Raw genomic sequence first — 25236 nt, forward strand, 5'->3', positions numbered from 1 at the left:
TCAATAGGGAGGGAATGGACATGGATCTGGGACTCAAGGGAGCAAAGGTTCTCGTTACCGGCAGCACCAAGGGCATCGGCAAGGCGATAGCCGACACCTTCGCGGCGGAAGGCGCAGATGTCGGCATCTGCGCCCGCAACCAGGCCGACGTCGATAGTGCTGTCACCGCGATCAAGGCGAAAGGTGTTGCGGCGTTCGGCGGTTCCGTCGACGTCTCCAATGGGCCGGCGCTCAAGGTCTGGGTCGAGGATATGGCCTCGAAACTTGGCGGGATCGATATCGTCGTTGCCAATGTCAGCGCGCTGTCGATTGGGCAGGACGAGGAGAGCTGGGAGAAGGAGTTCTCCACCGACATGATGGGCACGGTGCGGCTGGTCAATGCGGCGATGCCGTATCTTGAGAAGAGCAAGGCCGCTGCGATCGTCACCATCTCCAGCGTGTCGGGCCGCGAGGTCGACTTCGCCAGCGGCCCCTACGGCACGTTCAAGGCTGCGATCATCCATTACACGCAGGGGCTCGCCTTCCAGCTTGCCGGCAAAGGCATCCGCGCCAACTCGGTCTCTCCCGGCAACACCTATTTCGAGGGCGGTGTCTGGAATCAGATCAAGGACGGCAATCCCGAACTGTACAACACCGCGCTGGCGCTCAATCCTACCGGCCGCATGGGAACGCCGCAGGAGATGGCGAACGGCGCTGTGTTCCTTGCCAGCAAGGCGGCGAGCTTCATCACGGGGACCAACCTCGTGGTTGATGGTGCCCTCACGCGCGGCGTGCAGTTCTAGGCGCATCTCGAGCAGCGTAGTCACGAGGCCGGCCGTCTGCGGCGCCGGTGAGCGAAGCCATTTCCGACAACAGCAGGGCTGTCAGATGTCAGCGGATCCAATTCACTACAAGTCGATCACCGAACTCTCCGAGCTGTTCCGCCGGGGTGAGCTCCTGCCTTCGAAAGTAACCGAGGCCATGCTGAGCCGGATCGCGAAGCTCGATAGCAAGTTTTACGGTTACGCGCTCGTGCTTGCCGAGCGGGCCATGGCGCAAGCGAAGCGCTGTGACGCAGAGCTTGCCAAGGGCGTCTGGCGTGGACCATTGCATGGCGTGCCGATCGGATTGAAGGATCTCTGCTACACCACGTTCGCACCGACGGCAGGCGGCACTACGATCCATGCCAAGTTCGTTCCGTCCTTCAATGCGACGATCGTGGACCGGCTCGAGCACGCCGGCGCCGTCACTCTTGGCAAGCTCAAGATGACCGAGGGCGCCTATACCAGCCACCATCGGAACGATCAGGCGCCGCTCAATCCCTGGGGTGTCGATTACTGGGTCGGCTCCTCGTCAAGCGGATCGGGCGTGGCGACCTCGGTGGGGCTCTGCTTCGGCTCGATCGGCAGCGACACCGGCGGCTCGATCCGGTTTCCGTCGGCGACCTGCGGATTGACCGGCATCAAGCCGACCTGGGGACGCGTCAGCCGCCACGGCGTCTTTCCGCTGGCGGACTCGCTCGACCATGTCGGGCCGATGTGTCGAAGCGCTGCCGACGCGGCGGCCATGCTCGGCGTCATCGCAGGTGCCGATGTCAACGACCCCACGGCCCTGCAGGCGCCGGTGCCGAACTATCTGGCCGGCATCGGTGACGGCATCCGGGGCGTACGGATCGGCGTGGACCGCAGCTACATCCAGGACGGGATCGATCCGCAGGTGGTCGCTGCGTTGCTGGAAGCCGAACGCACGCTGGCAGCGCTCGGTGCCGATATCCGCGAGGTCAAGTTCCCGGCCTACGAGAAGCTTGTCAGCATGTGGATCCCGATGTGCTCGATCGAAACGGCGGAGGCGCACCTGGAGACCTATCCGTCGCGAAAATCGGAATACGGCCCCGATCTGGCGCAGCTGATCGAGCAGGGCAGGTCGATGAGCGGTATCGAGATCGCGCAGATCCATCATGAGCGACTGAAGTTCTGCGGAAGTCTCGCCGCCTTGTTCGGCGATATCGACTTGCTGCTGATCCCCACAATGCCTGTGCCGATCCCGACGCTGACCAAGATGGCCGAATACGGTGCCGATCCGAACGTGCTGCTCAGTATCCTGCGCTTCACCGCGGTGTTCGACTTCTCGGGCAGCCCCACTATCACGCTGCCGAACGGGATGGCGTCGGACGGCCTGCCGCTCAGCATGCAGCTGGTGGGTCCGCATCTGTCCGAGGATGTGCTTGCCCGCGCCGGTCATGCCTTCCAATCGGTAACGGACTGGCATACCCGGCGCGCGGCCATCGAATGAACGGGGTCACGGAATGATACCAAGACGCGCGCGCAATCTCCTAGCCTGCGGAGTCGACTGGCAGATAGGGCTCATTTAGCGAGTCGAACACGAAATTTGGGTTGGTGAGCCCAGCAGTCAGTCGGCAACCGATATGGCTTCGTCGCAAATGGAGGCAGTTCGCGAACTGATAAGGAAATAGCCGAAAGCTTATCAGTGGTGGCCGGGCGTAGACAGGGTGACCCCGTCGGCCCATCTAGCAGGCTTGAGTTGTCGAAAGTCAGCTATGGCCATGAGCGGAAGTCGGATCGAACCGCATATCGTCGATCTCAGCGGATGCCTGGGTAGGCTTTTGGGGAGCCCGAGAGAGCCCGGACGCCACCGGAATTCAATGACTTCCTGCCGTCAGTAGGACTTGCAGTCAGTTACGGATTGGCGTACGCGGCGCGCTCCGATCGACTGAATCTCGCTCGCAAGCGGCTGCAACCCGTTCGTCATATCGTCGAGACGCTTGCCATTCGGCTCCGGCTATGAAAGCGAGCACTGGAGCACCACCGGCTGAGCTCTTGATGTATTCGGGATCGTTGAGGCTCTCGGCGATCGCGGCTTGCAGCTTCTTTGCGATGTCATCGGGCGCCCCCTTCGGCGGCGCAAAGCCGCGCTCGGCGGTCATGATGACGGGAACGCCGGCTTCCTCGGCCGTGGGTACGCCGGGCAATGATGAGGAACTAGGCTTAGACAGGATTGCGATAGCCCGGAGCTCTGCTTTGTTGGTACCGTGAAGCTTAGGCACTTTGCTCAGGCTGACCAGATGGCCGCTGCCGTTCCGCGATAGGAAATCTCATTCGGCTCGACGCCGGCCGCCTTTGCGAGCATGCAGATGGCCAGATGTCCGTTCGTGCCCCCGCCGTTATGGCCGAACGTGACCGAACCCGGCTTCTTGCGCTACGCGTCGAGCACGCTTGCGAGGGTCGTGAACGGGCTGTCGTTGCGAACGACGATCACGCTGGGATCGTCGACCACGCGCGCAACCAGACGGATTTCGTCCCATGGTGTACTGGGTCTTTCATCGGCAGAAAGTTGTAGCCGGGGACGTTGACGACCCGATCGCGTAGGCATCGGGGACGGCGCGCGCAATCGCTGCGACCGCGATCTCGCCGCCGGCACCGGGCTTGTTGACGACGACAAATCTCGCGGTCCCGCCAAGTCTTTTCTCGACGAAGGGAAGAAGCTTGCGGGCCATCACGTCGGTCCCGCCACCCGCGGCGAAGCCAACGACGACTTCGACCGGGTTGTCGTCGGGCCATGCGGCCCAGGCCGTCCCCGACGCGGTCAGGCCAAGAATCAGAACTACCGTCTGCACCGTCCAGAACATGAAGGTTATCCTTTCGCTATCGATGCGACGCCATCAACCGACCGGCGACGGGAAGGCGCGCAACCAGGACACAGCCGCTCTCGGATTCAGTGATGTAGAGGCTCTTGTTGTCGGGACCGCCATAGGCCACGTTGGTGGTGGCGAGCCCTTCGCAGGAGCGGATCCGATAGAGCGGCTCGCCCAGGCGGCTGAAAATCCAGTCGGTACCAAGACCGGCGTGAGCAATGGCAAGGTTGTCCTGCTCGTCTATCGCAAGGCCATCGGGCCCCGCCGAGGCTGCCGGACAGTTGAATGAAGATGCCGACCTTCGATGCCGTGCCGTCGGGCATCAGCGGTATCCGCCAGATCGCATTGCCCCTTGTGGCGGCCACGTAGAGGATGTGTTCGCTGCCGTGAGCACGAGGCCGTTCGGGCTGGGGACGTTGTTGACGATCTGGTCGAGCGTTCCGTCCACGCGCAGGCGATAGACGCGACCGGTCGGGTCGTGCATGCCGGTCTGGCCCTGGTCGGTGAAATAGATGTCGCCATTGCTGGCAAGGACCAGGTCGTTGATGCCTTTGAAACGCTCCGACCAGCGCCGCTCCAGCATGGACGTGACCTTGCCGCTGGCTGGATCGAGCGTCATGAGCCCACGGCGATAGTCCGTGATGACGATCCGCCCGTCGCGCGCGATCTTCAACCCGTTCGGCTCGCCGTCGTACGCCGCTTGGAATGGCATTCAACTGGGACACACCACTGGTGAGTGGCCTTGTGGTCACGGCGGGCGGAGTTGCTTTCACCGGGGCTATGGACGCGTATCTGCGGGCCTTCCGCCTCGACTTCGACAAGCAATCGGTGACGCCAGCCAAATCGAGGCGGTAAAGACGACGGAGCCCGGTACCGGGCCATCGACCTCATCCGATTAATTCTAGACTTAAAAGGTCGTGGAGTATCTCCGAAGCTCTGAGTATCCGAGCCGCGTCAACGGACGCTGGCAGTATAGTCTGGTCCCGTCCCGCAGGTTGGATTCACGCGAAACGAAGTTGCTCCGACGCGAGAGACTTCGACCCGCTAAGAGCAGCCGACTACTTAGTTTCGTCCTCGTCACTCTCGATCAACCAGCGAGTTTGTACCATGATGCTCTTATTCGCCGCGGCGATGGAGCACCGAACTATGGAAGTAATTCTTGCCGACTGCGTGTAGCTTCCAGCAGGTATCGCACCGCAGACAACTTCTCCACGCGACGCCCTCGCCATCAGGACTGCTCAAGGTGGTCGACCTGATCCCGGTTGCCGTCTCCAGGTCCGCGACGATCGTCCAAGTTCGGCTCGCGATGATCGTGAGGGCGCGCCCTTGGGGACGTTGCAGCGCACCAACTTCGTGCTTCGCGGTGCGCAGCCAGTCGCGTCAGGATGATCGTCTTCGGATGGACGTGCTTCAATTGCGTTCCGATCGCAAGTATCGTCGCTAAAGGATCAGCAGCGTGCACCTATTTTTCTTCGACGCGGCCCACCAGCAGAAGCGCGACGGTCGAGACAACCACGCTCAGCATCAGCAGGATCAACCCGAGCCCGAGCGCCAGCGGAAGGTCGCCCTTGCTGGTTTCGAGCACTATCGCGTCGTCTCGTGCGAGTGAAACCATGTATGTTGCCGCCCACGATGATAATGGCACCGACCTCGGCGATGGCGCGCCCGAATGCGGCTAGGAAGGCTGTCAGCAGCGATGCTCTTCCGAGTGCGAACAGCAAGGCGACGCTGCGCAGGACTGACAAACCGTCGGTACGTGCGAGGTCGCCGTATTCCGCCCAGAACAATGTGGAGGCTCGGTGCACGAGCGCGACCACGATCGGAGTGGCAAGAAGCGTTTGGGCGATCACCATGGCAGTAGGCGTGAATAGTAGCCCCGCAGTTCCCAAGGGGCCCGAGCGCGAAAGGAATAAGTAGAGCCCGAGACCCACCACGACGGGAGGCAAACCGAGTAGCGCGTTGGCAAAGATGATGAGCGGCTGCCGGCCCGGGAAGCGGGCGATTGCAAGCCAGGCGCCGACGGGAGCGCCGACCGCCAGCGCGACGATGCTGGCCGTTAGGCTGACGCGCACCGACAGAGCGACAATCTCGAGAAGCTCAGAATCGCTCTCGCCGATCAGCGAGGCGGCGGCGCTGATCGCACCCAACACCCAGGGAGCGCCTCAAGGGGCCGATCCTCTGACTTGATCCGCTTCGTTGCCTTCGGCGAGCATATGCAGTTTGTGTGGATCCCGGAGCACGATGCGCTGGCGGCCGCCTTCCACAAGTCCCTGCTGTTCCCAAGCGCTCAGTATGCGACTCACGGTGTGCAAGGTCGTGCCCGTCATCTCCGCGACGTCCTGCCGGCTGATCGGAAAGTCGATCTCAACTCCCGCGTCAACCTTGCGTCCGGCCTGTTTCGCCAGGCGCAGCAACGCATGGGCAACTCTCTGCTCGACCTGTTCATTGGATATCTCGATCACGCGGGCCTGCGTGTCTTGCAGGCGGCTGCCGACGGTTTGCAATGCGCTGACGGCAAGGGTCGGAAATGTGACGATCAGCCGGTGCCAGGACGAGGACGGCCAGGAGAGCGCGATGCTGTCGACGGCGGCGACCGCGGTCGCCGGATAGCTCTTGAGGTTCATCGCCTGCGCGACACCGAATAGTTCGCCGGCCGAAACGTAACGCACCACCATCTGCTGCCCCTGCGGGGTGGTCTTCTCCACACGCAGGTGGCCATGCAACAGCACGAAGAAGCGCTCGGCCTCTGTGCCTTGATTGAAGACCGCCGTTCCCTTGGGGTAGCGGACCGAGCGTGCTTCGCGCAGGAGCTCGTCCTGCTCGGCGGGCGAAAGTCCCGCGAACATCGCCAAATTCGCGACCAGGGATCGGTCGACCGCGGCCATTTCAATCCTCATTTTCGATGCGGGCACACATTATCTGCCGCAGCGGCAAGCCACAATGTTGACGCCACTGATAGCGAGCGAACCTACCGGAACGTTGCGCTGGCTCAAACTCGCGCCTCTCGGAAAAGGATATCGACCCTTTGAACATCCGGAGTTCGGGAAATCCATTCGAAAAGGGGTCGGTAGATGAACAAATTGGCAATTTTGACCGTCGTGGCGGCGAGTTTGGCGCTGGCGGGAACCGCCCGCCCGGCGGAGGTCGAAGTCAAGCTCCTGAACAAGGGATCCGAGGGTGCAGTCATGGTCTACGAGCCTGCCTTCGTGAAGGTGGCGCCGGGCGATACCGTGAAGTTCGTATCCACCGACAAGGGGCACAACGCTGAGTCCATCAAGGGCATGCTTCCGGAGGGCGCCGCGGCCTTCGTCCGCAAGAACGGCGAGGACATCGCCGTCAAGTTCGACCAGGAAGGCATCTACGGCGTGAAGTGCCTTCCTCACTACGGAATGGGCATGGTTGCGATGATCGTGGTCGGCACGCCTTCCAATCTGGACCAGGCCAAGGCCGTTCCCCAGGTTGGCAAGGCCAAGCAGGCGTTCGCGACGCTATTCGACTAACTCGAAGCCAGCAAGATCGCGTCGAAGTGAGCATCTACGGCCGCCAGCTTCGCCAGTGAGTAGGATGGACGAGCACCGCCTTGTCCGTCCAGACGTTGTACCACACGCCCGATTTGCGCCTGCTCGGAAAGCGCAGCGCCTCGATGCCGACCAGGCGGACTTGGCCGAGTTCGAGGCAATTATCAGGGGCAAGCGCGATCGGAAGCCAACCATCGCGCGGGGCGGTATTGCACATGGGGGCTTCTTGTGTCGCCGAATGCAGGGTCCGCATTGATCTGGCGCAGTTACCGACGCGGCATCTCTTCGGCCCAACAGCAGGAACAGCACGTGGATTTGCTCTCCGGCAGGACCGGCCTCGGTTCCCTGCTCGATGCGGCGGAGAAGATCGCCGGCGATCGCTTCGAAAAGCTTGCGCTCGAAGCTGCTTCCGCTCCGGTTCCGGTCCCGCAATCTCTCGAAAATCGCATCGCAACCTCCATTGATGACGGAGTCGAAAATACAGGTCGAACGCGGCTCGCTCTTTGTCGCGGATGAAACCCGTAGCTGAACATTTGCTGCAATTTGCGCTCCGACAAAGAGCCCCTCGATCACGACGATCTACGATGAGGACCACTGAACAGGAACACATCCATGGCAACGACGCAGAAATTGAGGGCCTACCGGGAACCGGCGGTGTTCTCGCACGGTTTCCGGCCGTTCTTCCTGTTCGGCGCGATCTACGCCGGCGCGATGGTTCCGCTGTGGCTCGCGGTGTTCGCCGGCAACGTCCACGTTCCGACGGTGCTGGCGCCGCGGGACTGGCACGTCCATGAGATGCTGTTCGGCTATATGGCTTCGGTGATCGCTGGCTTCCTTCTGACCGCCGTTCCGAACTGGACCGGTCGCCTGCCGATCCAGGGCGCACGGCTGGAGTGCCTGTTCGCGGCCTGGTTCGCAGGGAGGCTTGCGATGACGTTCTCCGCATTTATCGGGTGGCAAGCCGCCCTTGCGATCGACGCAGTCTTTCTGCTGCTGCTCGCAGCCGCCGACGCCCGCGAGATCGTCGCCGGCCGCAAGTGGAACAATCTGAAGGTGGTCGGCATCGTCTCGCTTCTTGCGATGGTCAACATCGCGTTTCACATCGAGGCGCATTTCCACGGCTTGGCGGAGTATTCCACGCGGGCCGGCATTGCCCTCGTCGTCACGCTGGTTTGCTTGATCGGTGGACGGATCGTGCCAAGCTTCACTCGCAACTGGCTCGCCCGCCGCGAGCCGGGACGGCTCCCCGTTCCCTTCGGTCGGTTCGACGCGATCGCGATGGTCGCGGGCGTCTGCGCCATGGCCGCCTGGACCGTAAACCCTTCGGGTGGGCTCGTCGCGGGCGCGCTTTGCGTCGCCGGAGTGCTTCACGTCGCCCGCCTGGCTCGCTGGGCCGGCTACCGGACCTTGTCGGACCGGCTCGTCCTCATTCTTCACGTGGCCTACGCATTCGTGCCGGTCGGCTTCTTTCTGGCGGCACTCGCCGCGATGGACATCGTTGCCCCGGGCGCGGGCGTGCACGCTTGGACCGGTGGAGCAATCGGCACGATGACCATCGCCGTGATGACGCGTGCCTCGCTCGGCCATACCGGGCAGGCCCTCTCGGCGTCCGTTGCCACCCAAACGATCTACGCTGCGATCGTCATCGCGGCGGTGGCTCGGGTGTGTGCGGCGCTTGAGCCGACCTATTCGATGCCGGTGCTGACGGTCTCGGGCATCGCGTGGGCCGGGGCGTTCCTGGGCTTCGCGCTCGCCTACGCGCCGCTCCTGTGCCGGACACGAAGGTTCTGAGGTCGCGATGATCGGCGCCAGCACATCAAGATGGACGATGAGTTATTTTTGCGGTGGCGCTCGCGTGGCTCTTCATCGCGCTGGCCCTGATGGTCGCGGGTGTCGGCTATCCGGCCGCCGAACTAACTGCGCCGGATACGCTCGTCCTGGTGCACGTCGTCAGCATCGGATGGCTAAGCCTGGCGATGTGCGGTGCGCTGTTCCAGTTCGTTCCTGTGCTCGTCGTGAAACCCTTGTTTTCCGAGAAGTGGGCCTTGCCGGCTTTGGGCCTCCTGACCGCCGGCCTCGTCTCCCTGCTCGCGGGTTTTCTGGCTTTGGGAGGCCGCTTGCCCACCTGACTCTGGCTTCTTCCCGTCGGCGGGATGCTGCTTGTCACCGGCTTCGGTCTGGTTGTCGTCGATCTCGGCCTGACTGCGTGGCTGCGGCCGACGGGGCCGGCCAGCTTCGTCCTCGTCGGCCTGGCATCGCTCTGCGCAACAGCGGCCTTCGGCGCGGTATTCGTGTTCGCGCTTGCGGGGTGGGCGGGATCGATAGGCGAATCAATTTTGGCGTCCGGCATCCCGCTCCACGCCATCGCCGGTTTCGGCGGCTGGCTGACCTTGACGGCCATGGGTGTCAGCTACCGGCTCCTGGCCATGTTCATGCTGGCGCCGGACGTGGACGACCGACAGAGCCGCATGACACTTGCGGCCGGCGCGCTCGCCGTCGGCGTGACGGTGGCGGGCGGGATCCTCGCGATAGGGCTCGCATCGGGATTGAGCGTCGTGCTGTCTATTGCCGCGGTTTTCGGTCTTGCGTCCGCCGCCCTGTACGCACGGGACATCGCCGGCATCTTCCGCACCCGCAAGCGGCGGCAGCTCGAGCTCAACATGCGGATGGCGACGCTATCCTTCGCGAGCCTGGCGGCAACGGCAATGCTGGGGTCGCGCTCGCGGCGACAGACACGTTCGTCGCGCATGTCGGCGCCTTCGCCTTCCTCGCCATCTTCGGATGGCTGTCTGGCCTAGTCCTCGCAAAGCTCTACAAGATCGTGGCATTCCTGACCTGGCTCGAGACCTACGGCCTCCTCATGGGACGTGTACCTACTCCCCGCATCCAAGACCTCGTCGCGGAGGGGAGGGCTTCGAAGTGGTTCGTCACCTACTACGCTGCCGTGTGGTCCGGGACGCTGATGCTGCTGGCCGGCGAACCGCACGCGTTCCGCGCGTTTGCGGCTGTAATGACCCTAGGCATCGCGGGAATCGTCCGCGAAGTGATCCGGACGCGGCGGCTTGCCGACGTCGCGAGCCCGCTGCGTCTCCCGGGTGGCACGCACGCACCCCATCTTCTGTTCGCTAGAAACTGATGAGCCGACGAAAGGAAGCAACATGACCGAATACATCGATGTCGACGTCCGTCCGATCCTGCAAGCAGGCGGAGAGCCGTTCTCGGTCATCATGTCCGCGCTCGAAAGCCGGCTCCGCTGCAGCAAGTGCGCCAAGGCCAATCGCCGGCCGGCGGCGAGCGCGGCCTGGAGTTCGGAAAGTTGGTGCGGCCGTCCTTCACCACGACGACTTCGCCGTCGAAGATCGCAGTCGCGACGGGAAGATCGAACGCGGCCGCGATCGACGGGAAGCGCTTGGTCCAATCCAATCCGGTCCGGGTGTAGACCCTCGCCCGGCCCTTGTTCAGGTGAAACTGGAGCCGATAGCCGTCGTACTTGATTTCGTGGAGCCAGTGGTCGCCGGCGGGCGCCTTGGATCTCAGCGTGGCGAGCTGGGCGGGATGAATCCTGGCATCGCCGACGGCTTCGAGCCGTCGACCGTTCGCGCGAGAAACCGCGTCTGGGTACGCTTCGCCAATTACGCAAACTCGCAAAGTTCCGGCCGGGTCCGGAGGACAACGGCGGGCAGTCTACTGGATATTTTCCGAAGGCGGCCAACAGTCAGACGCGAACTTGAGGTGGGTCAAGGCGAGATCGGAGCCTCGCCCTAAAGTTAGAATCGTACCGAGCGGCATGAGCGCGCTCAGGTGCTGTTACGGTTGCGGCGCCCGGGCTCTTAGGCACTCCGGGTCCCGTTTTATAACTAGCGACCGCAGACGGGAGTTGGCTTCGAGAGCGAGTCCGCCGGAACGACAGCCGGCGTTGCGGGTCGATCGGCGACCAGCCGCACGAAAATGCGAGCAATTCGGCCCCGGCAATCCATTGGTTGCCCGGGGGCGAATTCTGTCGGCGCCGCCTCACCCCTACGCCTTGCCTGGAGCCCGCAACGGGCCGTCCGCCCACCTGCGGGCTGTTGGGTCGTGCAGCGGGTCGTCGTCGCAACTGGCGCAGACGTAGCGCTGCCGCCCTTCGGCGACGTCGTCGGGCACTGCGGCCATCGGCTTGCCGCACGACGGGCACGCCTTCCGGATCGGGTGGAGCGCCGTCATTTTAGAATTTCCCCTGCCGCCGCAGCTTAATCCTGCGATGGCGGCGGGCTCAAGTGGATCGCGGAAAGTTGCTTGGGGCGCGCTCACGCCGGACGACATAGCCTGGCTCTTGACGCGGCCGAAGCTGGCGTACTGAACGTTGCGCAGGGCGATGTCGTTGTTGGGGTGCGTCATGGATCGGGAGTTCTATCGGCAGCAGGCGCGGCGCGTCCGCGATCTGGCCGAGAAGGCAGATCCGTTCACCAGGCGGCGCCTGCTGGATCTGGCAGGTCAGTACGATGCCAGGGCCAGCAGCCCTTCCGTGGCGTCGAGGATGATCGAACGGCCGCTGCCGCGCACCGCGCCGCCCGTCTCTGCCTTCTCCGGCGCCGGCGAGGCATGACGAAACCGGCCGCCCTCGAATCCGCTGCGACGCCTGCAACGGCACAGGCTCGGCGCCGGCCCATGAGCCGGAGCCCGAGCCCACAACTCTCCCAAAAAGCGGAGTTCCTGGGGACGTCGCTGGTAACGGCACTCTGGGCGCCGTCTCTGCTCCGTCTTCTGAAACCCTCCAACGTTTGTCACGATGCGACGCGAACCGGTGCGACTAGCCCCAGTATTCGGAAAAAAGATCCAACTGGAAGGTCGTTGTTGGGCCTCAGCGGCTCGTATTGCGGCGGACAATCAGCTTTTGGCCAAAGCAAACCCTTCGCGAGCGTCGCGCTGGCCGATTGAGGTGTTTCGGACGGGCCCACGCTAGCGCCCCGTATATTTCCCAACGGACATTTGGCTCAACCTGCATCATCGATTGATCGAAATAGCACTTGGCGGGTGCTTTCGTCCGCCTGTCACGCTGTTTTTTCGAAGGTGATGACGAAGAGCGTAGGCGCTGCTGAGATCAACCGCGATTTAACCTGAACTCGACCACCGATTGAGCACCGAAACCGTGCGCATAAACGGCGATAAGGGTGGTCGATCAGGAACTTGGGTTGTTTTTGCTGGATTTTTCGATCGCTACTTACGTTCCGGACGCAGGGCTGGGGGTTCCCCATGCGATTTACAATCCGCGTGTAACTTATTGATCTATATAGGCTCATTGAACGACCATTTTACAGCTAAGTACCTGTTTGCGTTCGTAGAAGATGAGACTCTTAATCAGCGGGTCCCGGGTTCGAGCCCTGGTGCGCCCACCATCTAATCCACAACCGCATCAGTCGCTTAGGCCGATCTCGGTTCGTTCCTTTGGCCGCCGTGCGGCACGTTTGTGCGACCGATTTTGTCGCCCGCCGTGCGACTTTTCGAGCTAATCGCGCTTGTGCCATGGGCTATTGCCGTTCTCGATCGCGCGCGCCCTTTGTGGTTGCAAGAAATCGGTCGATGAGCGCCTCTACCGTCGATCAGGCCGATCAATACCGCCGCGGCGTTGTTCCTGCGGTCCTCCCAACTGACATCCAGAACGGCGTCGACGATTGGCCCTTTTAGCAACCTCGTCCAACTTCAACAGGACTTCTCTGCGTGAAGTTCGGCGGACAGGCTCTGTTGCAGTCCTTTCCCTAACGCTGCGGGCGCAACGGCGAGCAGGTGGAGATCGTCGGCAGTAACGATAGCGAGGTTCGCCAGCCGGTCGGCGAGCTTGGAGAACGCACGTCCTGCCTGCATTGGTCGCCCGATAAACCCAGAGCCAGCCTCCGCGTATCGCGTTAATTAATTGCAAAATGGGAGTCGAATAGGTGATCATCGGCAGTGTCAATCGATCAAAAGAGGCAGTTAGTTACGTAGATTCCATTTCAATCCTCGATTTAATCGTGTTATTAAAATCAAGTAGTTTGGCGCAAGTTTGGGATCACGCCTCTTTATCCTTCTATTGTGCCCATGCGGATCTACATGATTTGGTGCGATATAAGACCATCCTGTCATTTATATTGGATATATTGGAAGTTGCCATGTCGGTCGATTGTAGTCGCGCTGTTGAATGGGATGGAAAGGTTCTGACTGGTTTGGTGGTTGTAAATGGAGTGCCCACCAAGGTAACTGCGGACCGAGCCACTATCCATGCGTATGCCACAGGGTTTAGCGATGCGCTTACCTGGGAGATTGATCGCTTTCGGTCGCAAATCTTCGAGAAGCTGATGCCATTTTTCATTCGACAGAATAGCTGACGGTGCGGTATGGCGCTCGCGGCGCCTTCGCCAAGCTTTCGGCCAGCGATGTTACAGGAGACAAGCTGGTGATCGTCGGGTCGAGGAGATTGGCGCGATTCCAGATAAACTCACGCCTCCAGCCACCATCGAACTTCCATTTCCTGGCGTCTCGGAATGACTGAAAACTGCAAATGGGTTCTTTTCCTTTGTACGGGCAACTACTACCGCAGCCGGTTTGCGGAGGAACTGTTCAATCACCTTGCTGAACAAGAGGAATTGCCCTGGCGAGCATTCTCCAGAGGCTCTTCCGAGAGGGGGGCGCTTGAGAACACCGGTCCCATCTCCGGCTTTGCACTCGAGGGGTTGCAAGCCCTAGGAATTCGCCCGAAGGGCGCTGATAAATTTCCGCAGGCGTGCAGTTTAGCTGACTTCAGTCAAGCAGATGTCGTCATAGGATTGAAAGAGGCTGAGCATCGATCGATGATCGAACGCCACTTTCCGGCTGTGGCGGACCGGGTCCTATATTGGCAAGTGGACGATATCGATGTCGCCCAGCCCAGCGATGCCCTGCCGCACCTGACGCAAATGGTCACGAACTTGATCGCTATATCGCGACAACCGGCGGTCCTGAAGGGGCATGCCGAAAGCCTGCGGAAAGAATAGCGGGAGGCGCGGACATCCCCGCTCCGTCATAGCGCCACCTTCATCCGCGTGAGGCAGATGGTTGTTCTATTCGTTCGCCGAAAGGGCATGGCAGAGCCGTCAGCCCCTGTCCGCATCGACAGCGAAGCAGCCTGGATTGGCCCTCATGGCATTCAGTGTGTCCATTGTTCAATTAATAAAAATAATCATTGGAGTATTTAAATAAGAAGTTGCAACGGGCTCAATTCCCTACACGGCAGCCAAGGCGCCGTCGGGGAGCCCGGCGACGTCTGTGATTATCTATGGAATTGAAATGCTATAGCTTAAGGTATATTCCTCAGATATTTGGGTAGAATAATATTGTAGATGTCGCTCCCATAAATTGAGCTATTCAGATGTCGATGCATTTATTACCAAGCACACATATCGCTTCGCTCAACAGGTCGTCCAATAAACCCAATCCGGAACTCCTATTCTCGTCGGAGCATGCGGATGCCAAGCTTCCTCACTTGGGATGTAGGTTCAGGCGGGTGACGGATATTGCTAAAACGTGGCCACCGAGGCAACGGAGGGCTCTCCAGGAGCAGTTGGACAAGGTTGAGCGTGAAATCGAGATGTACATTCAAGTCGATGGATTTGAAAAAGATCGGTTCAATCGAGAGTCTTACTTATGGACTGCAGAGGATCGAATCGAGTGGCAGGAAACACAAATTGGCAATGCTCAACGTCTGAACGAACTACTTGAAGAGCGTAACGATCTGCAAAAGCAGCTTCGATCGTAAGAGCGCAACCTTTAGCCCCGTGCCACCGAACAGGGAGCACCGAGAGGCTCGTATGGGCAATATCAAAGAAGTGTTTCTTCGCGCGGTACCCCAAATGTTGTTCTTCACGGGATATGCGGCTGTCTTTCTGCTTGCGGTGCATCTTTACGTCTCGCTAGCGTGGGGTGCACGACAGTAACGCGGAGGAGGTGGCACGCAGTGTCCCTTTCGCTGCCGACCAGGCTGCCTCCGATTTTCGTCCTAGGCCATAAAGCTGCGCCGATGGCGAGCACGGTGGATCATTCGAAAACTCAGACGGATCTATCAGTAAGATGTCACCCCGGCGGGAGGAAGGACTAAGCAGCAGGCGCTCCGCCAAAACGTGCGGGCCCGATTGAGGCCATGTCCCGGGAATTTATGCGGTTGAACATTGTTTCACGACGGCAAAGCGAGCGGAAGCTGTTAGGGCGACGGCACTCAACCGTGCGCTGCTGGAGGGATGCCCTGGCCTCAAAGCCGGCGAGCGCCCATGCCCGCGATTGCGTGTGCCGGCCCTTGGGCTCTCATTTTCCGACCAAGCGCTGAACCTGTAAGCTGGGGCTGGTAAGGGCCTCCCAGGGATCTATCCAACATCGGAGAATGTGAGAATCTCCGCCTGTCCGCGTGCGCTCCAACCTTGCTCGCAATGCATCGTAAAGAGACATAAGGCCGGCATAGATCTCCAAATCTTGTTCAAGTATTTAATTTATTCAAGTGAGAAAATTTAAACGGCAAGCTTAAATTCGACAAAATACAAGGCGTTCTCTTGGCTGGGGCAGGGCCATTAATCGGGAGTACCTGCATGTTTAGTCGAGTTAGTAACTGCGTCGATTTTCGCTTTAACAATCTCCGTTTCTTCGGAGGCGCGCCCTTTACGTCCTCCTCCACCCGAATGCAACGTCACTATGCCCTGCGATTTTTCAACGTCGTTGGTGCACATGCAGAGATCTAGCAGATCAGCACGGGGTCTAAAACCAGATGCTGTTCGGAGCTTAAGGATGTCCGCAGTCAGCTCAGACATGGCTGGGACTGAGATCGTCGGCGGTCGTCCAGCCGGTTGCCCTCGATCGTTCTGTGGATGTGGTGCGGCAATACGAGTGTTTGGTCGCATAGTGCCGGAACTTAACCTGGCGGCTAATTGGCTGCGTTTTCCGCGCGCCTCGCCCGCCCCGGGAATGGCTGCAGCGCGACGCGGACACGTCTTTGTCCTGGAGCGGCATATCGCCGGTGACATCTGGTTGGCGTATGACGCAAACTCGGGAGGGCACGCAACGAGGATCCACGCGCACTCCCTGAGGGGGTACACCATCGTGAACCCTCGTTCAGCCTAGCAGCATTGTGCAGCGCGTCCCATCAGGACTCCACATCCAGGCGGCACGCCTCCTGTCGAGAACCGCAGCGGAGATTCGCTGCGGCTTCTCTCGCTCGGACAATTTGCAGGCGACCAGTCGTTTAATGTTTTGCAGGAGCCGTTATCGGCGATCGGGCCGATGAACGAGATCCGCATCCCCGCTTAGCGCGGTCGCCTGCGAAGTTCGAAGCTAGGCGCGATTCTACCCGGTGAGGGCGAAACGACCATGATAGCGATCAGCTGAGAGGAGGTAGGACCCGATCTCTCAACTGCACATAGCCGCTGCGGATCTGGCCGAAGCGGCATAGCAACAGTCTCCGTTGAGAAGCGCATCATTTCGCTTCTATCAGGCGCGGCCAAGTTCCTTTCCACGGGTCGGAAGGTGGAGCGCAACAGAACTCAGCAAGCGCGGTGCCAAATAAGGCTATCCATCCGGTCCGCATTCCACCGTTAATTCGGCCAGACGTATACGCCGACGATATTCGACATCAGCACGACGGCGCCCTTCCGAACATCTTGACAAGCTGAGTGACCGGCTCTTCCACCCAAGCCTCGCGAGCAAACCAATTGTGATTGGCGCGGCAAATTGGACAATGAGTATTGCCGAAAAACACGACGCTTCGCAGAAATGTCTCACGATCGGACATGATACCGGTGGGAATAACGTGACCGGTTTGGGGGCACTTGACCATAATCATACCCATGTAGGCCTTTCCTAGATATTGCTCGCTGCTGATCGGAAACCGGCTGGCTTGAGTGGGAGTGCTGTTTACTTAGCGGCATCGGGCACTGGGCGTTTGCTTGGCGCCATGAGAGATGCCGGTGACGGCGCTTCTCGACAGCTTCACTCCCCGTTCTTCACTTCGTCATATGTTCGCTTCGAAAAAATCAATTTGCAAATTAAATTGCATCTGCCCGAATGAATCGAGCGTATGCGTTCTGGAAATCGGAATAAGGCTCGATGGATATCTGCCGTTGATGAGCCGGCTAATCGTCGGCGGGTCTCTGAGCGCCTTCTACGAGCGCGCCCCTTGGTATCAAGGGGGATGGTGCAGGTTCAATCATGCGGCGCATTTTTATTATATTTGACGCCGCGAATATTGATTGTCAATTCTGCCGCATGACGTAAGCTAACTTTGTAAGTTGTGCTGTGCTGGGAGGGAACCATGTGGGAATCAAATCATAACAAGCGCAACATCGGCTCCGCTACGCTGCAGTTCGCCAAAATGCGCGACCAATTAACAATCATCAGTGAGAGAGAACGAATTTTAAAAGAGCGCAGTGCTGATCGTGAAGCCTACCGGTATCTGCTGGACGCTCACCGCTTAGCTGTGCTGCACAGCGATTGTACAGAAGATGTGGTGAACAATTCTCGAACCAGGACAGGCGAGGGCAATCAGTTGGCTGCTTGACCCGCCGGTGTCTGGCCATTTTTGAAGTGATGTGTGCCCACGCTAGATGCTGGGCTTGGATCTGAGGCGGCTGTTCGTTCCATCGAAGGCTGTGGAATAGTGCATCGCAGATTTCGTCGCGGCTGGCTCGGCACGGTGAAGAGATTGAATACTGTTCATGTTGGCTGGAGCCGTGCTCGAAAAATCATCAGAAAAAGTTGTCTTGAGGCCAGCTGTGGATGCAGTCTTCGCACTGCTGGATGGCCGACCGGTGCTATTTAGTGAGACAAGGCAGAACATCTATCAGCTGGACCAGCTGGGTGCATTTATCTGGTGCAAGTTGGCAGAAGGCGCTTCTTTGGCAACCGTTTATCGGGAGCTCGGAGAGCTGGACATTGTTGAGCACGCTGCGCGCCGGTTCACGTGGCAGGCTATAGACGCTTGGACAGATCAAGGGCTGCTCGACGTCGATTGGCAAATCTCGACCAGTTGTGCCTTCTCAGCTATTTTAGGGCGGCATCGTATCAGTGTCCGGGCTGACAATCGGGAGCTCTTGCAGCGGTTGGTTTCACTATTTTGCATCCTGGACAACGAGGATGGCGAAAACGATATCGCAATCGAGGCGATGCTGCTGGACGATCGAGTGTTCTTCCGAGGAATTGACGGGGGCGTCCACAGATGTGAAATCGAAGCACTTGCACCTACAGTCAAAGCGTACTTGACCGAGCGGCTTATTCGAAGCGATCGATGGGGCTTCGCCCTCCATGCCGCGTCTCTTGCGAATTGCGGGACTGGCTTGCTGTTGTGCGGCCAGCCGGGAGCCGGCAAGTCGACGCTTACACTGCAATTGGTGGACGCAGGATTTCAGTATGCCGGTGACGATGTTGCGCTGATTGGTGATGATGGCGCGGTCTGTGGATTTCCATTTGCTCTCACTCTCAAGGAAGGGTCATGGGAGTTGTTGTCGCTGTTGCATAGCAGTTGGGACGGCGTTACGCATTGCAGGGCCGACGGCGCTCAGGTGCGATACTTGCCAATTCGGAACACGCACATTGGAAGCCTTTCTGCGAGTTGGATCATTTTTTTGAACCGGGTTGCGAGCGGCACGGCCGAGCTGGTATCGCTGGATCAACTGGATTCGATGAAGCGGCTCATTGACGGCGCATTTGCCGCCGACGGAAGGCTGTCGCAGGCCGGGTTTTTTGCTTTGAAGCGGATTGTCGCCGGCGCGCGATCGTTTCAGCTTACCTATTCCCAGTCGGGAGAGGCCCGGGCGCTGCTGATGGACTTGTGCAATGGCAAAGCATAGTGCGGCACTGACGAGCCTCTGTAATTGCCTTCGAGGTTTGCCGCCTGCCGATGTGGAGTGGACGTCCGTAATCGGCCTCGCAAACCAGACGTTGACGACGCCCGCGCTTATTGACTTCGTCGATCAATTTGCATCGGTGTTGCCGGACGACGTCTGCGCGTATATCCGACAGATCTATCACCGAAACGTACTGCGCAACGACCGGTTGGCGGGTCAATTGGAAGAAGCCGTCGTTGCGATGAATAACCGGGGAGTTACGCCAGTGCTGCTCAAGGGGGCGGCGACGCTAGCCACCGCGGCTGACGAGCGGCGCGGAGTTCGGCTGATGTCCGACCTCGATCTCATGGTTATACCGGACGAAGTTGAAAGAGCGGTCGCTGCACTTCGAGCAATTGGCTATCAAATTCATGATCAGGCTCGTCCCGAAAGCCGGAGATGGTTTGTAGAGCTGATTCGGTCGACAGATGCCGGCGCTATCGATCTTCAGCGGGCCGTCCCAGGCCCCGCGTACGCCTATCGTAGCGCCGGACATGCTCTGAACCATTGCGTTTCTGCGCCGCTAGGGCGGGGGAGCGTGCGAATTCCGACGCCCACGTACCGAGCGCTCATGTTGATCATCCATGATCAATTTCAAGACTATGGTTATTGGCTTGGCGACATGGATCTGCGGCATTTGGTTGAATTGCGTGATCTGAACAGCTCCACTGGGGGGCTCGACTGGAATGAGCTTGCCTCTCATGTCTCCGGCGAGTTGACGAGGAATGCGGTCGAAACTCAGCTGGTCGCTCTCGCTGCGCTGCTTGGAGTCGAGATTCCGCACGCGCTGCGCTCCCGACTAATTCCGCGCCTACAGCTTATTCGTCAATTGATGCAAGCGCGCTTTCCGGCCTCACGTCTGCCCCTCCTGGCAATGACGGTCCTGGACCTCAGGAACTACCGGCGGGAGGCGACCGTTGATCACGCGCAAACCAGCGCGCGCCGTGGATTGTGGTCGATGCCGAGAGCGGACACCTTACAGTTTCTGTGGAAGGCGGCTACCGTGGCTCGTGCGGGAAAAGTCTAGGGTCGACAGCGACGTCTGACAGATCAGCGGTAAAATTGTGCGATCGCAAGCCGGGTCAGGAGTGCTCTCGATCATGAGCGTTACGATCTGACGATTCGCCGGTCTCGCGGACTCTGAACTCCTCCAGCGTGTGGCCTGATTGGAGGGCGGCTACCAGCCAGCGAGGCTGTTTGCCACGTCCTGACCAAGTCTCTGTCGGCTGCAGCGGGTTGTAGTATTTGGGCACGACCTTGGGATATTTGCGGCGCGGGGGTTGGCTCGTCTCCGCCGCCCCGCTTCCAGCTTGGCCCAATTGCTCGGGTTGGTTGAGTTGCGCAAGACGTTTTTCCAGTTCCCGCTTCTCGGCGGTTATCTTTTCAGCAAGAATCTTGGTCAGCTCCTCGTGGAGAAGCCAAAGTTCCTCAAAATCCATAGCTTCGAGATCCTGCTTGCGCATAGCATTCTCGTCACCGTTCGACTGACTGGTTGTCCATCTATCATCTTCTACATTCGAGTATCGTGACCCGAGCCGCGAATGAACGATTGACGAAGTCAGCACCGGAATTGACCTGACAATAAAATTATTATATATGATTTAATAATTATTGCGACGATTATTTATTAATGCTTTCGACAAGCAAAGAAATTGCGGATGGAGGAGTAGTCTTGATCGAACTTCCTCTTGAACGTCTTCAAGATTCAGTCAGCCGATTTATTGTTCCCTCAGCTTCATTTTCGGACATCCAGGCTCTGATGGCCCAAATCGAGCTCAGGCAGCGTGCACTGCGGGATATCGAAGTTATTCGCTGCCGTCTGCGGGTATGGGACGACCGTACGGTAATAAGGATGCCCAGACGAAGGAAGGGCGCCTCCGCGCGTCAAGCGTCCTTCTTGAGGCTGCGGCGCGGAAAGTTGTTCACGCGGCCGGCTTGATCTCATCCCCAGGTCCCGGTTTGACGTTTGATGTGTTCCGCGGCCCTGCGCTGGGCGCGTGAAATTACTTCTCCGCGGTTAAATTCTGCGGATCACTCATCTTCCAGACTTGATTAATAACCGAGACGCAGCTATCTGGAACGAAGGTTCCAGTCGGTTCCGCGTATTTTGCGGGGATAATTTGGCTCTTTGTCTTGATTAATGTCAATCGGGCCAATATTAGATGATCGCAACTAAAAGGTGAGCCCATGTCGGCTAAGAAACTCGAACTAGAATCCATGTCTCTTGACGATCTCTGGTCGCTTCATGAGGAAATTAGCGGGATGTTGTCTGAGCGGATCAAAGCGGAGAAGCACGAACTGGAGAAGCGCTTAGCAGTTCTCGGGGGCGGGATGGCCGTTTTAGCGGACTCCCGCGGCGCAGGCGCGTCTCCGACCGGCAAGCAGAGGCGTAAATATCCGCGAGTTCTGCCGAAGTTTCGGAATCCACAGACGTCCGAGACCTGGTCAGGGCGCGGCAAGCGGCCGCGGTGGTTGGTTGCAGCAGTGAAGTCTGGTCGAAGGGTCGAGGACTTTCGCATAGGCGAAGCGGGTCCTAAGCTTCGTCAGCGGGGCTGACCGGATCGGCAATGATCGGCGGCAAGCTAGCCGGCGCAGCCACATAAATCTGTGCGCCTAGTAGGCATTGCGGCCACGCAGCACCTCCACGGGGGTTCGCAGCAAGATTGCGAGATCCAACCGAGGGCTCCAGTTGTCGATGTACCAGAGATCATATTGCACACGTGTTTCGACCATGACCGCTGTGGGAGTCGGGCCGCGGCAGCCGTGGACTTGAGCCCACCCGGTCAATCCCGGCCTGACCCTGCGGCGAAGGGCATAGTTACGCACCAGCTTGTCAAATTCTCCGTCGTGAGCCAAGGCATGAGGACGGGGGCCCACCAGTGACATGCTGCCGTCGAGTACATTCAGCAGCTGTGGCAGTTCGTCGAAGCTTGTCCGGCGCAGCCATTTGCCGACGCGGGTAACGCGTCGATCGGCGCGGTTGGCCTGAAGGATCACAGGCCCGTCCTCGAGCACATGCATCGTCCGAAATTTGCGGATCAAGAAGGTCCGGCCGTTAAAGCCGCAGCGCTTTTGCCGAAAGAATATGGGGCCGGGCGAATCCAGCTTGATCGCAAGTGCGGCCAGCACAAGCAGCGGGGCAAATATCGTCAAGGCGAGCCCCGCGCCGAAAAGATCAATCATTCGCTTGGTCGCACAGTCCAGCGGCGTAAGAGGACCACGCTGGAGTTCAACACAAACGGCACTTCCAAGACTTCGCTTAGGATGTCGAAGCAGTTCGGATGTCGTACCGACCGGCACGAACACGACCGGTAGCGGCAAGACCCGCAAGTCGGCAACGAAGGCCCGAAGTTCGGGCCATCGTTCCGGGTTCGCTTCCACCACCACCTGGTCGAGCTCGGAACTGCGAATGTGCTCAATCACGCGAGCAGTGAGCCGCCTTCGACAGGCAGGACCGAAGCCGACTGGGGGCAAGCTGAACCGGCCTCGGACACAATAACCATGCATCGCCAGCGTTTCAGACAGTCCGGCGTTTTTCGATGGCGGCTGGTCGCTGACCAGAGCAATGTTTGTGGTGACGAATTTTCTGCCGCTCAGGCCCCTTCCAAGAAGCGCTCTCGCTCCCCACCGCTCGGCCATAAGCAAGCCTAGGCCCAGGATAGCGAAAAGTGGGCCTGCTTGCTGAGAAAAGCCCGGACCAATTGCAAGGCCGTACCCGGCCCATATCAAGAGCAACGATGACGCCCATGCCATCCAGACGGCGCGCATCTGACTTCGGAGGACGAGAAGCTCAGCTGGCCGATAAAGGCCGTGGGTCTTCAAGAGGCAAACGAGACATGCTGCGGTGACTAGCGCCAAGCCAAGTGCGTCGCTTAAGTCGCCTGCAGCCCACCCATTCCGAGCTTGGCACAGCCACGTCGAAACGACGCTCGCAAAAACAATGGTCGCAATATCGGCACAGAGCGCCACGTATTCGATCGAATCGTAACGAAGAGGCCATTTGTGCTGGCGGGATACTCTCGGCCCGGGACTGACACGATCCGTAACCTCCCGATCGGGGAAATGTCGGTTCACGAAATTCATTGCCGGGACACTCGCGAGTTAATATTTAATATATTATTAGTTAATCTGATTTATCAAGGGAAAAATCCCGTTTCAGCCATTTAAATATGTCGCACTGCTCAGAAGATCCTATCGAGATCCCTGTCGGGAATTCCGCGCGCGCATGTTGTCGAGGTAGGTCGGATCGAGCTCCGAAATTAGGTTCTCGAGATAGATCTTCCCCTCGGCCGAGGCTGACCGGTACGCGGCCACAAGAGCTGGTCTGATAGCAGGTCGGCGCGTAACGACGAGGCTGACGTCCCGCTTGATCAAATCCCGAAATTCAAGGTCCCGTACCACAGCATCTGTAGCGAGCGCGACGGATAGTCTTAGCGGAAGCAGATCCAGATCGTTCGGCGCAGTGTAGTACGACATCTTGAGCATGGCTGCCGTCTGGATCGAATTCTGTTTCGACGCCGCCGCGAGCATGAGCCAAAAGTCGCCGCGGAGGGGCGACGAGTGCAGAGCGCGGGCAAACGCATTCGACGCTGCCGGAAGTTCCGTTTTTTGCTCGTCCGCGGCGAGAGCCGGATCTCCACGGGATGGTGATTCCCCTCGGATCCAAAACTCTTCACGCGCCGCCGCAACCGAAATTGGTTTCGAGATCTCGTTTGGCCATGCTGCTGGGGCCGAAACAGCTGCCGACAAAGAAGGCTGCCCTCCGAGATACCACTCAGGGAGGACCATCCATATCGTCTGTATGATCAGCGCTATTCCAAGCACCGCCAGGGCAACGCGCGGCCAAAGGGTGACAAACACTGGCGCGAGCCTTGGACGAGACGCCGGAACTGGACCGGCCATCCAGTCCGAAGCCTCTTTCGATTCCAAGGATATGGCCTCACGGCCCGCACCGGGGACGCTTTGACCGAACGCCAGCCCAAAAAGCGCGGCGACCAAAAGCGATGCGCCCAAATCCAGAATTCCATGGTCGGCAAAGGCCAGTATCGTCAGTGCAATCGAAGCGCCGGCGCCCAAGGCTGGGTATACGTAGTCGTAAGCTCGTGACAGAGAACGCCTGATCAGAATACAACCGCCGAGCATCGCTATAACTACAAGGCCGCAAAGGAACGCCCGGCCCATGTCTATAACCATTGCGGCGGCAGCCGTTGGCCTTTCTCGCGGGGCGCCGATTCCAATGTCCCGATAAAGCGGCAAAAGGACCGTCGAAGCGCCGGCACCGGATCCCGCCGGCCTGACGTCCTGTAGCATCCGTTCTGTCGCGATCTGATTGCTCGTTGACAAGGCGATCGTCACATCGGTGTTCGTCCTGAACGGAATAACCGTTATGCTGGCAATAAAGAATATTGCGGCGGTTGCGAAAACGCCAGCCGTACCCCACAAGCCCAAGCACCACCTGCGAATAGCGAACACTGAAAGCAAGATTCCTGATCCGAGAAGGGCGGCGACGACGGCGCTGGAGTTGGTCCGAATGAGCAGCGCGGCCAAGCAGACAATCAGTGCGATGGTCGCGGCGGACATAGAAAGGAGCGGAGCTGGCGCAATTGTTCCTGGCCGACTGTGCCGCGCTATTTGATCGGACGCGCGTATTGCCGTCGCGCAGGAGAGCAAGACGCCGAGCACTGCGACGGTTGAGCCATTGGGCCCGGTAATACCAGTTGTTTCCTTGCCGAAACACATGGCCGTGGCAATCGTGGCTACCGACAGCAGAATATGCAGGACTTGCGCTGCGCGATATCGGTCAAGCGTGATGACCGCAGTGACGAGGGCCGCGGCGAGCACAGCGCAATACTGCGCGAGCGAGCGCATAGTCGCCCCCACATCGACTGTGATTATTTCGGCGAGGGGCTCGTTTAAGGCCGCCGAAGCAGTTGCCCAGATGGGATTGCCGAGCGCGTCCATGGGCATCGGCACCGCCTGTAACGCCATCCAGAGGGCCGGAGCCGCGAGCACAACGACGAGACTCGGCCGGAGCAGCTTGACGAGCCCGAGGGAGACGGATGACGGAAAGATCGCTACAACTAGCGCGGCTGTTGCAAGTATGAACGATGCCAATCCCAAGCTATGCAGACTTTCCGGCATTGCGAGCGCCGCGGTAATCGCCACCAACTCGGCTAACATGACAAGTCGGATAATCATGTAAACACCATCTTGTGGTGCGGCCACTCCGCTGATC

25 protein-coding genes and 2 pseudogenes are annotated in these 25236 nt (G+C 59.4%); 16 read left to right on the forward strand and 11 right to left on the reverse strand.

What is annotated here, in order from left to right; all coding sequences use genetic code 11:
- The first annotated feature begins 20 nt into the window (after positions 1–20).
- Both ABIB06_RS06815 and ABIB06_RS06820 read left to right on the forward strand, forming a co-directional pair.
- A complete protein-coding gene (locus ABIB06_RS06815) occupies positions 21–782 on the forward strand; it encodes an SDR family NAD(P)-dependent oxidoreductase (protein WP_354045466.1) in 762 nt (253 codons plus the stop codon).
- An 85-nt stretch (positions 783–867) separates the two neighbouring features.
- Complete coding sequence (locus ABIB06_RS06820; RefSeq protein ID WP_354045465.1) at positions 868–2271, forward strand: amidase; 1404 nt, start codon at positions 868–870, stop codon at positions 2269–2271.
- 400 nt (positions 2272–2671) lie between these two features.
- Here the strand turns inward: ABIB06_RS06820 and ABIB06_RS06825 are convergent, their stop codons facing one another.
- The 5 genes and pseudogenes from ABIB06_RS06825 to ABIB06_RS06850 all read right to left on the reverse strand — a co-directional run bounded on the left by ABIB06_RS06825 (position 2672) and on the right by ABIB06_RS06850 (position 6516).
- Positions 2672–3043 carry a tripartite tricarboxylate transporter substrate-binding protein gene (locus ABIB06_RS06825; RefSeq protein WP_354045463.1) on the reverse strand — a complete coding sequence of 124 codons (372 nt, stop codon included), beginning with the start codon at positions 3041–3043 and terminating at the stop codon, positions 2672–2674.
- 273 nt (positions 3044–3316) lie between these two features.
- Positions 3317–3625 carry a tripartite tricarboxylate transporter substrate-binding protein gene (locus tag ABIB06_RS06835; protein WP_354045461.1) on the reverse strand — a complete coding sequence of 103 codons (309 nt, stop codon included), beginning with the start codon at positions 3623–3625 and terminating at the stop codon, positions 3317–3319.
- Between the two features lie 16 nt (positions 3626–3641).
- Positions 3642–4343 (reverse strand): annotated as a pseudogene (locus tag ABIB06_RS06840) (SMP-30/gluconolactonase/LRE family protein).
- Between the two features lie 750 nt (positions 4344–5093).
- Positions 5094–5781 (reverse strand): annotated as a pseudogene (locus ABIB06_RS06845) (ABC transporter permease).
- Between the two features lie 12 nt (positions 5782–5793).
- A complete protein-coding gene (locus ABIB06_RS06850; RefSeq protein ID WP_354045460.1) occupies positions 5794–6516 on the reverse strand; it encodes a Crp/Fnr family transcriptional regulator in 723 nt (240 codons plus the stop codon).
- A 186-nt stretch (positions 6517–6702) separates the two neighbouring features.
- On the opposite strand from ABIB06_RS06850, the gene ABIB06_RS06855 reads away from it, so the two are divergent.
- The gene (locus tag ABIB06_RS06855) at positions 6703–7131 is read left to right on the forward strand and encodes a pseudoazurin (RefSeq protein ID WP_354045458.1); all 429 of its coding nucleotides are present in this window, start codon (positions 6703–6705) and stop codon (positions 7129–7131) included.
- 34 nt (positions 7132–7165) lie between these two features.
- Here ABIB06_RS06855 and ABIB06_RS06860 read toward each other — a convergent pair whose 3' ends face one another.
- Positions 7166–7366: a hypothetical protein gene (locus ABIB06_RS06860; RefSeq protein ID WP_354045456.1), complete on the reverse strand. Its 201-nt coding sequence runs from the start codon at positions 7364–7366 to the stop codon at positions 7166–7168.
- Between the two features lie 35 nt (positions 7367–7401).
- On the opposite strand from ABIB06_RS06860, the gene ABIB06_RS06865 reads away from it, so the two are divergent.
- The 5 genes from ABIB06_RS06865 (at position 7402) to ABIB06_RS06885 (ending at position 10285) form a co-directional block, all read left to right on the forward strand.
- Positions 7402–7665 carry a hypothetical protein gene (locus ABIB06_RS06865; protein ID WP_354045455.1) on the forward strand — a complete coding sequence of 88 codons (264 nt, stop codon included), beginning with the start codon at positions 7402–7404 and terminating at the stop codon, positions 7663–7665.
- Positions 7666–7761: 96 nt separating this feature from the next.
- The gene (locus ABIB06_RS06870; RefSeq protein WP_354045453.1) at positions 7762–8940 is read left to right on the forward strand and encodes an NnrS family protein; all 1179 of its coding nucleotides are present in this window, start codon (positions 7762–7764) and stop codon (positions 8938–8940) included.
- Between the two features lie 53 nt (positions 8941–8993).
- Positions 8994–9278, forward strand: a complete 285-nt coding sequence (locus ABIB06_RS06875) for a hypothetical protein (RefSeq protein ID WP_354045451.1) — start codon at positions 8994–8996, stop codon at positions 9276–9278.
- A 24-nt stretch (positions 9279–9302) separates the two neighbouring features.
- On the forward strand, positions 9303–9947 hold the full coding sequence (locus ABIB06_RS06880; protein WP_354045449.1) for a hypothetical protein: 645 nt from the start codon (positions 9303–9305) through the stop codon (positions 9945–9947).
- Positions 9948–9970: 23 nt separating this feature from the next.
- Positions 9971–10285: a hypothetical protein gene (locus ABIB06_RS06885; RefSeq protein WP_354068646.1), complete on the forward strand. Its 315-nt coding sequence runs from the start codon at positions 9971–9973 to the stop codon at positions 10283–10285.
- Between the two features lie 89 nt (positions 10286–10374).
- Here ABIB06_RS06885 and ABIB06_RS06890 read toward each other — a convergent pair whose 3' ends face one another.
- Together ABIB06_RS06890 and ABIB06_RS06895 are read right to left on the reverse strand one after the other, a co-directional pair.
- On the reverse strand, positions 10375–10797 hold the full coding sequence (locus tag ABIB06_RS06890) for an ATP-dependent DNA ligase (RefSeq protein ID WP_354045447.1): 423 nt from the start codon (positions 10795–10797) through the stop codon (positions 10375–10377).
- Between the two features lie 369 nt (positions 10798–11166).
- The gene (locus tag ABIB06_RS06895; protein WP_354045445.1) at positions 11167–11526 is read right to left on the reverse strand and encodes a zinc ribbon domain-containing protein; all 360 of its coding nucleotides are present in this window, start codon (positions 11524–11526) and stop codon (positions 11167–11169) included.
- Between ABIB06_RS06895 and ABIB06_RS06900 the strand changes: the two genes are divergently transcribed.
- From ABIB06_RS06900 to ABIB06_RS06935, 7 genes are all read left to right on the forward strand, one after another.
- Positions 11525–11734, forward strand: coding sequence for a hypothetical protein (locus ABIB06_RS06900; RefSeq protein WP_354045443.1), 210 nt, complete (start codon positions 11525–11527; stop codon positions 11732–11734). The genes ABIB06_RS06895 and ABIB06_RS06900 overlap by 2 nt on opposite strands.
- 1327 nt (positions 11735–13061) lie before the next feature.
- Positions 13062–13490 carry a hypothetical protein gene (locus ABIB06_RS06905; RefSeq protein WP_354068648.1) on the forward strand — a complete coding sequence of 143 codons (429 nt, stop codon included), beginning with the start codon at positions 13062–13064 and terminating at the stop codon, positions 13488–13490.
- Positions 13491–13646: 156 nt separating this feature from the next.
- Positions 13647–14135 (forward strand): arsenate-mycothiol transferase ArsC, encoded by a 489-nt coding sequence (locus ABIB06_RS06910; RefSeq protein WP_354045440.1) that lies wholly within the window; start codon positions 13647–13649, stop codon positions 14133–14135.
- 566 nt (positions 14136–14701) lie between these two features.
- Entirely contained in the window at positions 14702–14896 is a 195-nt protein-coding gene (locus ABIB06_RS06915; RefSeq protein WP_354125573.1) for a hypothetical protein, read from the forward strand.
- 2535 nt (positions 14897–17431) lie between these two features.
- Positions 17432–17677, forward strand: coding sequence for a hypothetical protein (locus tag ABIB06_RS06925; RefSeq protein WP_354045434.1), 246 nt, complete (start codon positions 17432–17434; stop codon positions 17675–17677).
- Positions 17678–17834: 157 nt separating this feature from the next.
- The gene (locus tag ABIB06_RS06930) at positions 17835–18965 is read left to right on the forward strand and encodes a serine/threonine protein kinase (protein ID WP_354045432.1); all 1131 of its coding nucleotides are present in this window, start codon (positions 17835–17837) and stop codon (positions 18963–18965) included.
- Positions 18952–20028 (forward strand): nucleotidyltransferase family protein, encoded by a 1077-nt coding sequence (locus ABIB06_RS06935; RefSeq protein WP_354045430.1) that lies wholly within the window; start codon positions 18952–18954, stop codon positions 20026–20028. Before ABIB06_RS06930 ends, ABIB06_RS06935 begins: the two co-directional genes overlap by 14 nt.
- Before the next feature lie 55 nt (positions 20029–20083).
- Here the strand turns inward: ABIB06_RS06935 and ABIB06_RS06940 are convergent, their stop codons facing one another.
- The gene (locus ABIB06_RS06940; RefSeq protein ID WP_247341570.1) at positions 20084–20464 is read right to left on the reverse strand and encodes an H-NS histone family protein; all 381 of its coding nucleotides are present in this window, start codon (positions 20462–20464) and stop codon (positions 20084–20086) included.
- 724 nt (positions 20465–21188) lie between these two features.
- Between ABIB06_RS06940 and ABIB06_RS06945 the strand changes: the two genes are divergently transcribed.
- The gene (locus ABIB06_RS06945) at positions 21189–21557 is read left to right on the forward strand and encodes an H-NS histone family protein (protein WP_354045427.1); all 369 of its coding nucleotides are present in this window, start codon (positions 21189–21191) and stop codon (positions 21555–21557) included.
- Positions 21558–21614: 57 nt separating this feature from the next.
- Here the strand turns inward: ABIB06_RS06945 and ABIB06_RS06950 are convergent, their stop codons facing one another.
- Both ABIB06_RS06950 and ABIB06_RS06955 read right to left on the reverse strand, forming a co-directional pair.
- A complete protein-coding gene (locus ABIB06_RS06950) occupies positions 21615–23084 on the reverse strand; it encodes an exopolysaccharide biosynthesis polyprenyl glycosylphosphotransferase (protein ID WP_354068651.1) in 1470 nt (489 codons plus the stop codon).
- Positions 23085–23192: 108 nt separating this feature from the next.
- On the reverse strand, positions 23193–25226 hold the full coding sequence (locus ABIB06_RS06955; RefSeq protein WP_354045425.1) for a hypothetical protein: 2034 nt from the start codon (positions 25224–25226) through the stop codon (positions 23193–23195).
- Positions 25227–25236 lie beyond the last annotated feature (10 nt).

Source organism: Bradyrhizobium sp. LB8.2 (assembly GCF_040548035.1).
In the GTDB taxonomy this organism is placed as follows: Bacteria; Pseudomonadota; Alphaproteobacteria; order Rhizobiales; family Xanthobacteraceae; genus Bradyrhizobium.

What these genes read in the sequence shown, in the direction of transcription:
- ABIB06_RS06870 (WP_354045453.1), top strand. Translation starts at nt 7,762, where the DNA reads ATGGCAACGACGCAGAAATTGAGGGCCTACCGGGAACCGGCGGTGTTC.
- ABIB06_RS06855 (WP_354045458.1), top strand. Translation starts at nt 6,703, where the DNA reads ATGAACAAATTGGCAATTTTGACCGTCGTGGCGGCGAGTTTGGCGCTG.
- ABIB06_RS06945 (WP_354045427.1), top strand. Translation starts at nt 21,189, where the DNA reads ATGTCGGCTAAGAAACTCGAACTAGAATCCATGTCTCTTGACGATCTC.
- ABIB06_RS06860 (WP_354045456.1), bottom strand. Translation starts at nt 7,366, where the DNA reads ATGTGCAATACCGCCCCGCGCGATGGTTGGCTTCCGATCGCGCTTGCC.
- ABIB06_RS06820 (WP_354045465.1), top strand. Translation starts at nt 868, where the DNA reads ATGTCAGCGGATCCAATTCACTACAAGTCGATCACCGAACTCTCCGAG.
- ABIB06_RS06835 (WP_354045461.1), bottom strand. Translation starts at nt 3,625, where the DNA reads ATGTTCTGGACGGTGCAGACGGTAGTTCTGATTCTTGGCCTGACCGCG.
- ABIB06_RS06880 (WP_354045449.1), top strand. Translation starts at nt 9,303, where the DNA reads ATGCTGCTTGTCACCGGCTTCGGTCTGGTTGTCGTCGATCTCGGCCTG.
- ABIB06_RS06815 (WP_354045466.1), top strand. Translation starts at nt 21, where the DNA reads ATGGATCTGGGACTCAAGGGAGCAAAGGTTCTCGTTACCGGCAGCACC.
- ABIB06_RS06850 (WP_354045460.1), bottom strand. Translation starts at nt 6,516, where the DNA reads ATGGCCGCGGTCGACCGATCCCTGGTCGCGAATTTGGCGATGTTCGCG.
- ABIB06_RS06925 (WP_354045434.1), top strand. Translation starts at nt 17,432, where the DNA reads ATGTGGGAATCAAATCATAACAAGCGCAACATCGGCTCCGCTACGCTG.
- ABIB06_RS06900 (WP_354045443.1), top strand. Translation starts at nt 11,525, where the DNA reads ATGGATCGGGAGTTCTATCGGCAGCAGGCGCGGCGCGTCCGCGATCTG.
- ABIB06_RS06935 (WP_354045430.1), top strand. Translation starts at nt 18,952, where the DNA reads ATGGCAAAGCATAGTGCGGCACTGACGAGCCTCTGTAATTGCCTTCGA.
- ABIB06_RS06930 (WP_354045432.1), top strand. Translation starts at nt 17,835, where the DNA reads ATGTTGGCTGGAGCCGTGCTCGAAAAATCATCAGAAAAAGTTGTCTTG.
- ABIB06_RS06950 (WP_354068651.1), bottom strand. Translation starts at nt 23,084, where the DNA reads ATGAATTTCGTGAACCGACATTTCCCCGATCGGGAGGTTACGGATCGT.
- ABIB06_RS06910 (WP_354045440.1), top strand. Translation starts at nt 13,647, where the DNA reads ATGACTGAAAACTGCAAATGGGTTCTTTTCCTTTGTACGGGCAACTAC.
- ABIB06_RS06940 (WP_247341570.1), bottom strand. Translation starts at nt 20,464, where the DNA reads ATGCGCAAGCAGGATCTCGAAGCTATGGATTTTGAGGAACTTTGGCTT.
- ABIB06_RS06895 (WP_354045445.1), bottom strand. Translation starts at nt 11,526, where the DNA reads ATGACGCACCCCAACAACGACATCGCCCTGCGCAACGTTCAGTACGCC.